Raw genomic sequence first — 10,254 nt, 5'->3', positions numbered from 1 at the left:
CCTTCAGAGGAATCGATGTTCGCCCGTTCGACATTGATCAGGACACCGGTGTCCCGGACCACCTGGGCGATGATGGGCTTCCTGCCTTTACCCCGTGAAAAGGTTACCAGCAGCTACATTTCAGCCACCTCCCGCCCAGCAGCTTCCCGAGGTGCATTGCCGTGAGGAGCGCAATGACGTGGCGGTCGCGGTCGATGACCGGCAGGGCGCTGATATTGTTCTGCTCCAGTTTCTGGATGGCGATGTCCACTGACTCTTCCGGGGCGGTAGTTATCACTTTTGTCTTCATGATGTCACGGACAAGATGTGCTTTACCGGGGTTTGCCACCGCCTTTGATACATCGAACGTGGTAATAATCCCGACAAGGATCCCCTGCCCGTTAACCACCGGCAGGTGGTTGGTCTCACCTTTGAGAAGTTTCTTTGCCGCCGTCTGGATCCCCTCGTCCTCTCCAATCGTGATGACGGCACGATCCATGATGTCCAGCACGCGGGGCCCTTTCGCGGTTTCATGCATGGGTTTGTTCTGCTTTTTCGGATCAATGGCGCGGGTCGGCAGGGTAAGCTGTATCTTTCCGGACTCGACCCAGCGTTTCAGTTCAAGCGATACCCCGCGTGCCCTGCGGAAACTGGAGAGCGGAGACGTGCGGATCTCCTCACCGTTGATCTCCACCAAGCCGGAGCGGAGCTCTGCATAGGTTGCCGTCCGGATGGTGGGGCGGGACCGGCTCGGGACTCCATAGTCCTGGATATCGACCGAGATATCCTCGTCGCGGACGGCAGTTGCCCGGACAACATCGAGATCGAGCACCGGGAGCGGTACGCCAAGGCCCACGTAGAGGGTCACGCCGTACCCGGTCATGGTCGCTGCCCGGAGGTATTCCTGTGACATCTGCTTCATGTCTCCGGTCACCATCAGGGTCCCGAACCCGCCCGCCGGCGAATGCTGTGTACCTTCCCCAATAACCATGCCCGGTGCACCACAGAGGAAGATCGGGACGCCACTGCCGATCAGCCGGAGCTTCGGGTCGTTCGAGAGCGGGTTTAAGACACCCGCACCGGAGTACGTGACATTGCCGGAGCCCGGGAGGAGCGTCCCCATGTAGGTGTGGAGGACGCGGTCAGTGGTGTTGGTAGCGGCGTTGTAGCGCTGGTATGCGTTCCGCGGATTGCACATGATGGCCTGGTTCAGGTTCTCGAGCAGCAGCTCGGTTGTAATCGTCCGCCGCGGGTAGCAGTCCGTACCGTGCGAGCTTGCACGGAGCTCCACGGTTTTTCCGGCAACCAGGTCCTCGATGACATGCGCCCCGCCGTACTCGGCCTGAAGGGTGTCAGACTGCTGCGTTGCGCCAATGTAGGTATCCACGGCCGCAAGCCCGCCGTACGCTTCGACATTGTTCAGCCAGATCCGCTCCATCCGGATGGGCGGTTCGGCATGGCCGAAGTTGAGAAACGCACCGGACGAGCACATGGCCCCGAAGGTCCCCGTTGTAACAACGTCAACCTCTCTTAGTGCCCCTTCTTCCCCGAGTTCGGCGACAATGCCGGGCATCTCCTCTGCGGTGACGACCCGGGCACTGCCCTCGCGGATGCGTTCATTGATCTGGCCGATAGTCTTGTGCATACCTCAAAATATGTTTTAATGCATATTTAAACTGATTGCTATTACTATTAGTAATAAATGTTCTTTAATCCCGGAACGGCGATGATCCTGTATGGATGTGAAGGCCTTCATTCTCGACATGGAGCGGATCGCACCGCCCGAACTTGCCGAGGACTTCGATGCGGGAAGGATAGGATTGGTCGTTGAAGGGGCACCGGAATTCGAGACTGTCTGCTGCGCTCTCGACGCAACACCGGCAGTAGTAAGGGAAGCTATCCGGCAGAAAGCCGGCATGCTGGTCGTCCACCACACACCGCTCTGGGCACCGGTCACGTCCCTGACGGGCCCGCTGGCGTCCCTCATGCGCGAAGTCCTGTCGGCACGGATGAATGTCTGGGTCATGCACACCAACTACGATCATGCGGAGGAAGGCGTGAACGATGCACTGGCTGAACTCCTGTCCCTGAAGGATACCGTGCCGCTGACGCTCGGCCTTGTCGGAACCTGCACCATCCCGCTCGCAGAAATCTCCCGGCGTCTCGGATGCCCGCTCCGGATCTGGGGCGCTCTTTCTTCTCTGGACCGGCTTGCCGTGATCGGGGGCAGCGGCTTCGACCCTGCATTTCTTGCCGAGGCAAAGGAGCGGGGCGCCGATGCCGTCCTGTCGGCGGAGCTGAAACATTCCGTCATGCGCTCAAGCCTCCTCCCTTGTATTGAGGCCACGCATTACGGACTCGAAGCCCCGGCCATGAAGCGCCTTGCCGCCCGTCGCGGGTGGTACTATATCGACGATACCCCACAACTCCGCACCATCCCATGAGAGAGACCAGCATCTGGCAGCGCCTTGCGGAACAGAAGGCCCTTGACCCGGGCCTCCGCGGGGAGATCGAGGCAGCGTTCGGGACACGGGGGAAGAAGGCCCTTGCTGCGATCGATGACGGAAAAGTCATCAGGTACCTTGATTTTTTTGTTGTGGAAGGCCGGACTTCGAACTATATTGTGGAAGATGATTTCTGCACCTGCAGTGACTTCCTGTACCGGGGCAGGACCTGCTGGCACCTGCTCGCGGTCCGGATAGCTCTTACAACCGGCACGTACCGATCCGTTGACGGGTGGTACCAGGACCAGATGAGGAATTCTTCCCGATAACACCGGGAATTTATTCACTCCTATACTGTTACACAGTTTTCCTTCAGGAGAACCGGTCTGTGGAAAAAAGTGTGGGCAGGGGAGGTGTTCCCCACCCACATACAATAATCACAGCGATACTTCAGACCGCGGCATCGATGTCCGTAAGGAGTTGTTTTAAATCGATCCAGATGATCAGCTCGTTCTTCTCCTTGTCCTTCACCTTTACCTTGCGCTTGATGATCCCGATGATCGCAGTATCCTGTGCATTGACCGAAGCCGAGGTATAATCGACCTGGTTCCCCTCGAAGGTCGAGACCGAAGTCACATCATCGACCAGGATGCCGATCTTTGAGGCTGCAATCTTGTCATCGAGGACAATGATCCTCGAAGCCTCAATCGACCTGGCGCTTTCTTCCCGGATGTTGAGGCGCTGCTTGAGGTCAACAATTGTGGTGATCTCCCCGCGGAGATCGATAATCCCCCGGACATGAGACGGGACATTCGGAAGCTTGGTTATCGTCGTGTATTCAACAACCTCTTTTACATCAAAGAGATTGATAGCAAAATTCTCGCTTCCCAGCAGGAACTCGACAACCTGGATAGGTTCCGAATCATTTGGCTGCCCCGGAAGGGTGGATCCCCGGGTAACAGGTTGGCTTGCCTTGACACTCATGGGCAAATCCCTCCGGCCTCAGTCCACCTTGAATTTCCTGTTCGCTTCCATTGCTCCCATCGCAACGTCATTTACGGTCTGGATCATACGGGAGATTTCATCGATAGCCGCAGCAGACTCTTCTGTTGCTGCAGCTGCATCGCCCGCTTCTTTTGCGGTCTGTTCGACAAGGTGCGCAACCTCGTTGACGCTCGCTGTGATCTCTTCCGTTGTTGCTGCCTGCTCCTCAGATGCTGCAGCAACTTCAGACGCACTGTTTGCCACCGCTTCAGCTGCTTTCTGGATAGTCCGGAAGGCTTCAAGTGCCTGTGATGATTCGGCAGATCCTTTGATGACAAGGGTCTTGGATGATTCCATGGCATCGGTGGCTTTCTTTGTGGCAAGGTTAAGGTGCGTGATCATGCCCTCGATCTTTTCAGCACTTTGCCGGGATTCCTGTGCCAGGGATTTTACCTCAGAGGCAACAACAGCAAAGCCCCGTCCATGCTCCCCTGCACGGGCCGCTTCTATCGCTGCATTGAGCGCAAGGAGATTGGTCTGGCTTGCCAGGTCACGGATAAGAACGATGATCTTCCCGATATCGCTCATCTGTTTCTCGATGTCCTTGACAATCCCGTAGACATTCTCCGTCGAACTCGTAATCGCGTTCATGTCCTTGTTGACATTGTCAGCAAGGGCTGCACCGGTCTTTGCCGAACTGTTGGCACTGTTGGCCTGGTTGGAGACGTTCTCCATATTCGACGTGATCTCTTCAACAGCTGCGCTCATGTCCTGCATGGCCTTTGCCATCTGCTCGATGCCCTCGGATGCTTTCTGGGCATTCTCGGAGACAACACTGGCATTCTTTGCGATCTGGCTCACGCTCTTTGAGGCATCGTCAACACTTCTTGTTGCGCTGTCAGAAGTCGTGGTCAGGTTCTGCATCCGCTTATTGACATCAGCAATATTTACTTCAAGGCTGCCGATGATGCCCCGGACCGCGTCCCGGAGCTTGACCAGGATCTCGTAGTTCTCTTTGGTATCCGCATCCGGTTCCGTGAGTTTATAACGTGGGGTCAGGTCACCTTTTGCCATGATCCCATAGATCTTCGCAAGTTCATCGACCTCGTGGGCCATGTAATCATGGACCTTGATCATCCTGGTGATGTCATTGTAGGAGATGTAGATATATTCTATCTCACCTTTCTCATCCAGCAGGGGGATGATGGTACGGAGCACCTCGATTTTCCCTTGCGAGGTCTCGATCGTGGACTGCCCGTGAACCGTGCGTTTCCGGGCAACGGCATCCTCGAATGTTTCTCCGGTATCTTTGAGATATTTCAGGATTCCCCGGTCCTTGAAGTCGGTAATCTTAATAGACAGGATGATGTCCTTTGATACCCCGGTCATCTTGCATAGTTCCTGGTTTGCCAGGACATTTTTGTAGTGCTTATCAACCAGCAACTGTGCCAGGGGAGTCTGTTCGAAAATTGCTTCATAATCTTTCAAATCTACCATGTTTGAAACACCCGCATTTAGCGTAATATCACAATTTTCTCAAAAACTATTTAAACATTTTGTTTAATGATGATTATCAATATTCAATATTGATAACCACCAATAATGATAAATATCGTAAGCCGATAAGATTTCATATTTAATTGAGGTTGCATGGAAACCGAGAACGAACAGACCAGGATCAGGGATCTGCTCAGGGATCATCCCAAGGGGCTGACGATCGAGGATGTCTCAAAGAAGCTCTCGCTCAACCGTGCAACCGCGGCAAAATACCTCAACTCAATGATGATATCCGGGCAGGCAGAGCTGCGCGTGCTCGGCCGTGCAAAAGTCTTCTATCTCTCCCAGCGGCTTCCCCTGACCAACCTGTTAAGCCTGTCTTCAGACCTCATCCTTATTCTCGACCGCGAGCTCTTCATCCAGGAAGTTAACGATCCTTTTCTTTCTTTCTTCCAGGTCACGAAAGACGAGCTGAAAGGAAAACGGATCGATCATTCAGCGCTTGCACAGTATTTTTCGGGAGACTTCTTTGATTCCCTCGGAAAAACTGTCGACGGGACCGAATTCTCGTCTGAAGTCCACTTCGACATCGATAAAAACGACAGGTATTTCAAAGTCAAACTGATCCCGCTGGTGTTTGAAAACGGGAGCCATGCTGCCGGGATACTCCTGGAAGACATCACAGCGATGAAACAGTACCAGATTAAGCTCGAGGAGCGGATCCAGGAGAGGACCGCAAACCTGGAGACCGAGATCGGGCGGCACAAGAGAACGGAGAACGCGCTCCGCGAGAACGAGGCTGTCCTCAAAAGCATGCTCAATGCAACTCCCGTTGGAGTTGGTCTCCTGATTGACCGGGTTTTTACAAAGGTCAATAATTCCCTGTGCAATCTTACCGGCTACACGAAGACAGAATTGACCGGCCAGAGTGCCAGGATCCTGTACCCGGATGACGAAGAGTATCACCGGGTAAACGAGGAGTTATACAACAAAGCCGGCCAGAAAAATGTTACAATGGTAGAATCACGGATCCGCAAGAAAGACGGATCCATGATCAAAGTCATCATTAACTTAAGCCCGTTCGATCCGGACAATCCCTCCTCCGGGGTTACCGCAACCATCGTCGATATCACGGAACGGAAGAGAGCCGCTGATGCATTGCGACAAGCCAGTAACCAGGTTGCACTCTTAACAAGCGTTACGCGCCACGACATCCTCAACAAGATTACCGTACTGAAAGGATATATCGGTTGGATGAAACGACAAGAAGCCAGCGATGAACTGAGAGAGATAATTAAAAAAGAAGAAGAGATCGCTGAAACAATAGCGAACCTCATCGCGTTTACCCGGGATTACAAGGAGGTCGGTGTCATGCCCCCGGACTGGATCCGCATTGAAGAAATGGTAAAAAGAGTCCGGAAGACCGCAGACCTGGGACAGGTTACCCTCCACCCCCCAGATACCGATTATTCAATCTATGCCGATCCCCTCATCGAGAAAGTATTCTATAACCTCCTTGACAATTCACTACGCCATGGTGAGAAAGTAACAGAAATCCGGATCAGTACCGTTGAGAACGAGGACCGGCTGGTCATCCTGTACGAGGACAATGGTATTGGCATTCCGGAAAACGAGAAAGAGACAATCTTTGAGCGGGACACCGGGAAGAACACCGGCCTCGGGCTCTTCCTTGCACGGGAGATTCTCGCCATTACCGGAATTACCATAGCCGAGGCCGGAGAACCCGGGAAAGGAGCCCGGTTCGAGATGCATATTCCCAAAGGATCCTATTCGCGCACAGGGACCGCAAGCAAGAAAAACAAGAAAACAAGAAAATCATAGAATAAACCCGCCCCGAGCAAAACCTAGATTAGCGTTCAACAGCAACAGTACAGACGATACGTGGTTTTACATGCTCGAAGAGGAATACCAGCTCGATTATTTCAAGTCCCAGGGAATGGTCCGCAAGGTCTGCAAGGCCTGCGGCTCGGCGTTCTGGACCCGCGATCCCTCGCGGGAAGTCTGCGGCGATGCCCCCTGCGAACCCTATACCTTCATCGGCAACCCGATCTTTAAGCCCCATACCCTCGACACCATGCGCGAGGCGTACCTCTCGTTCTTCGAGAAACAGGGGCATACCCGGATCGACCGGTACCCGGTCGTTGCCCGGTGGCGGGACGATATTTACCTGACCATCGCATCCATCGCTGATTTCCAGCCGTTCGTGACCAGCGGGGTCGTGCCCCCGCCCGCAAATCCGCTCACCATCTCGCAGCCCTGCATCCGGTTGAACGACCTCGACTCCGTGGGCAAATCCGGCCGTCACCTGACCACCTTCGAGATGATGGCCCACCATGCTTTCAACACCCCCACCGAGGAGATCTACTGGAAGGACCGGACCGTCGAGCTCTGCGACCAGTTCATCGCCTCGATTGGCGGGGACATCACGAAAGTCACCTACAAGGAGAATCCCTGGATCGGCGGCGGCAACGCAGGCCCGAGCGTAGAAGTCCTGATTGGCGGTCTCGAGGTCGCGACACTGGTGTTCATGAGCCTCGGCCGGCAGAAAACCGGGGAGAAAGGGTACGAGCTCAACGGCGAGATGTATTACCCGATGAAACTCCGGATCGTCGACACCGGCTACGGCCTCGAACGCTTTGTCTGGGCATCGAAGGGCTCCCCGACCATCTACGACGCAGTATTCCCGGAGATGGTCAGCCATGTCATGGGACTTGCCGGGCTTGACCACATGCTCGGCAACAAGGACTATGCCAAGATCCTTGCGCTCAATGCAAAATATGCCGGCCTCATGGACATCTCGGGCACGAACCTCTTCAACTTACGAAAGAAGGTGGCGACGGCCATCGATATCTCCCCCGACAAACTGGACAAGATGATCACTCCGGTCGAAAAGGCCTACGCGATCTGCGACCACACCCGCTGCCTTGCCTACATGCTCGGCGACTGCATCGTGCCCTCCAATGTGCGGGAAGGCTACCTTGCCCGGCTCGTCATCCGGCGGACCCTGCGGTTGATGAATGACCTGAAGATCACGGAGCCTCTCGCGGACCTGATCGAGCAGCAGACCCGGATCATGAGCAACCGGAGGTTCGAGCAGGACATCGCGGTGGTTCGCGAGATCCTGGACCGCGAGACCGAGAAGTATGCGGCAACCCTCGAACGCGGCACGCGGATTGTCCAGAAGGTGGCAAAGACCTACAAGGCCAAGAGCCAGAGGGTGCCCCTTGCCGAGGTAATGACACTTTACGACTCGCACGGCATCCAGCCGGAGATGGTGAAAGAGATCGCGGCAAAGGAGGGCGCAGTCGTGGACCTTCCCGACAACTTCTACTCCATTGTTGCCGACATGCACTCCACCTCAAAGCCAGCTGAAGAGGAGGACAAGACCGCGCACTACGCTGAACGGGTCCGTGCCCTCCCGGGAACAAAGAAACTCTATTACGAGCAGCCCTCGGACATCGAGTTCGAGGCAGTCGTGCTCGATTTCTTTGACGAATATGCCGTGCTCGACCAGACCCTCTTCTACCCTGAGGGTGGAGGCCAGCCTTCGGACACCGGTACGCTGGTGAGTTCCGACAGCATGGTCCAGGTAGACGGCGTCGTGAAGGTCGGCGAGGTTGTCCTGCACCATATTGCGGGCGGAGTCCTCCGGCGCGGAGAACGTGTGAAAGGAATGGTGGACGAGGAGCGGCGCTGGTCCTTGATGCGCCACCACACGGCAACCCATGTCATCCTCCATGCCGCACAAGAAGTGCTCGGCGCACACATCCACCAGGCCGGCGCCCAGAAAGGCGCGGAGAGCGCTCGTATCGATATCCGTCATTTCAAGCATATCACCCCCGAAGAGCTCCGCCGGATCGAGATCGCCGCAAACCGGATGATCATGACCAGCCAGGCTGTCGAGATCTCAATCGAGGACCGGACTAAGGCAGAGCAGAAGTACGGCTTTGGCCTGTACCAGGGCGGTGTCCCGCCGGGCAGGGAGATCCGCGTTGTCAAGGTTGCCGGGGACATCGAAGCCTGCGCCGGCACCCACTGCCGGAGTACCGGTGAGGTCGGCGTTGTCAAGATCATCAGGGTTGAGCATATCCAGGACGGCATCGAAAGAATCGAGTTTACCGCAGGCGTTGCCGCCATCTACTACATGCAGCACCTTGAGCAGATCATTGCTGCCTCGGCCGAAACGCTCTCCGTCCAGTACGAGAACCTGCCGGCTACCGTAACCCGGTTTTTCACTGAATGGAAGGACCTCAAAAAAGAGGTCGAACGGATGAATTCGAAGATGGTGGACCTGGAGACGCAGGCGCTGATCGCAGAAGTCGTGGGTGGAGTCAACGTTGTCATCAAGCGGGTTGACCTCCCCCAGAAGGAACTCTCGGCGCTTGCCTCATCCGTTGCAGCACGAGGTGGTGTTGCACTCGTTGGGGGTGCCGGTGACACCGCACGGGTCGTCCTTGCATCCGGTGACCTCCGGGTCAACGCCGGTGAGATCATCGGGCAGGTCTGCGAGCTCCTCGGGGGCAAGGGCGGGGGAAAACCCAACCTTGCGCAAGGCGGCGGCCCGGAGACTGGCAAACTCGACCTTGCACTGAAAGTCGGACGCGAACGGATCCTTGCGGCGCTGAATGGCTGAGAACGTCCTTGTCCTGGAACCTGGCGATGAGCGGGCACAGAAAATAGCCAAAGCCATAGCCAGCTCCCTTGCAGGCGACATCCTCCAGTTTCTCGCGGACGGGCCAAAAAGCCTGACCGCAATCACCGAGAAACTCCAGATCCCGATGAACACAGCGAAGTACCATGTCGAGAATCTCCTTGATGCAGGCGTCATTGCGGTTGCCGATACGAAGTACAGCATCAAAGGCCGGGAGGTCAAGCTTTACTCCCTGACCGACCAGCTCCTCATCGTTGCCCCGCCCCGGGTGGACGTGCGTTCCCTGTTGCTTAAATATGCCTCGCTCTTCGGGATTGTGGCTGTATCAACGCTCGCAATCTCGACAATCCTGCCAATGCTCTCCGCTCCCGTGATGAACGCCGAGATGGTCTCGCTCAAGGCGGCGCCGGCACCTGCGGTCGACACTGCTACCGGGGCGGGACGGGATGCAGGTGCAGTTGCACTCCAGGCAACGTTCGACACGGTTTCTGTACCTGCCCCAATAGCATTCGATCCGGCCCTTGCGTTCTTCATCGGGGGCATATTCGTCATCGTAATTTTGCTCTGCTACGAGGCATGGCTCTGGAAGAAGACGCGGTGAATTAGGTAAAGGCTCGTCACTTTTTTAAAAAATTTATGGTAAAAATAAAAACCGTGACTCTGTAGAAATGCTAAGTT

At 55.6% G+C, this 10,254-nt stretch carries 8 protein-coding genes and 1 pseudogene; 5 read left to right on the top strand and 4 right to left on the bottom strand.

Annotated elements, in window-relative coordinates; genetic code table 11:
* Together PHF39_RS12255 and PHF39_RS12250 are read right to left on the bottom strand one after the other, a co-directional pair.
* A pseudogene (locus tag PHF39_RS12255) lies at window positions 1-113 on the bottom strand (NIL domain-containing protein); the annotation flags it as partial.
* On the bottom strand, window positions 104-1,624 hold the full coding sequence (locus tag PHF39_RS12250) for a homocysteine biosynthesis protein (RefSeq protein ID WP_300224517.1): 1,521 nt from the start codon (window positions 1,622-1,624) through the stop codon (window positions 104-106). The gene PHF39_RS12250 and the pseudogene PHF39_RS12255, both read right to left, overlap by 10 nt.
* A gap of 91 nt (window positions 1,625-1,715) precedes the next feature.
* Between PHF39_RS12250 and PHF39_RS12245 the strand changes: the two genes are divergently transcribed.
* Window positions 1,716-2,423: a Nif3-like dinuclear metal center hexameric protein gene (locus PHF39_RS12245; RefSeq protein ID WP_300224515.1), complete on the top strand. Its 708-nt coding sequence runs from the start codon at window positions 1,716-1,718 to the stop codon at window positions 2,421-2,423.
* Window positions 2,420-2,752, top strand: a complete 333-nt coding sequence (locus tag PHF39_RS12240) for an SWIM zinc finger family protein (RefSeq protein WP_300224513.1) — start codon at window positions 2,420-2,422, stop codon at window positions 2,750-2,752. Before PHF39_RS12245 ends, PHF39_RS12240 begins: the two co-directional genes overlap by 4 nt.
* A 121-nt stretch (window positions 2,753-2,873) precedes the next feature.
* On the opposite strand, the gene PHF39_RS12235 is transcribed toward PHF39_RS12240, so the two are convergent.
* Together PHF39_RS12235 and PHF39_RS12230 are read right to left on the bottom strand one after the other, a co-directional pair.
* On the bottom strand, window positions 2,874-3,407 hold the full coding sequence (locus PHF39_RS12235) for a chemotaxis protein CheW (RefSeq protein ID WP_300224511.1): 534 nt from the start codon (window positions 3,405-3,407) through the stop codon (window positions 2,874-2,876).
* A gap of 18 nt (window positions 3,408-3,425) precedes the next feature.
* Window positions 3,426-4,904: a methyl-accepting chemotaxis protein gene (locus tag PHF39_RS12230; RefSeq protein WP_300224509.1), complete on the bottom strand. Its 1,479-nt coding sequence runs from the start codon at window positions 4,902-4,904 to the stop codon at window positions 3,426-3,428.
* 153 nt (window positions 4,905-5,057) lie between these two features.
* Here PHF39_RS12230 and PHF39_RS12225 point away from each other — a divergent pair, with 153 nt between their 5' ends.
* The 3 genes from PHF39_RS12225 to PHF39_RS12215 all read left to right on the top strand — a co-directional run bounded on the left by PHF39_RS12225 (window position 5,058) and on the right by PHF39_RS12215 (window position 10,177).
* A complete protein-coding gene (locus PHF39_RS12225) occupies window positions 5,058-6,746 on the top strand; it encodes a PAS domain S-box protein (RefSeq protein WP_300224507.1) in 1,689 nt (562 codons plus the stop codon).
* Window positions 6,747-6,816: 70 nt separating this feature from the next.
* On the top strand, window positions 6,817-9,558 hold the full coding sequence (alaS, locus tag PHF39_RS12220; RefSeq protein ID WP_300224505.1) for an alanine--tRNA ligase: 2,742 nt from the start codon (window positions 6,817-6,819) through the stop codon (window positions 9,556-9,558).
* On the top strand, window positions 9,551-10,177 hold the full coding sequence (locus PHF39_RS12215) for a helix-turn-helix domain-containing protein (protein WP_300224504.1): 627 nt from the start codon (window positions 9,551-9,553) through the stop codon (window positions 10,175-10,177). The genes alaS and PHF39_RS12215 overlap by 8 nt, the downstream gene beginning before the upstream one ends.
* The last annotated feature ends 77 nt before the right edge of the window (window positions 10,178-10,254 follow it).

It is taken from the genome of Methanoregula sp., from assembly GCF_028712425.1.
Lineage (GTDB): Archaea > Halobacteriota > Methanomicrobia > Methanomicrobiales > Methanospirillaceae > Methanoregula.
The sequence above is the reverse complement of the archived record's forward strand: the minus strand, read 5'-3'. Positions and strand labels throughout refer to the sequence as shown.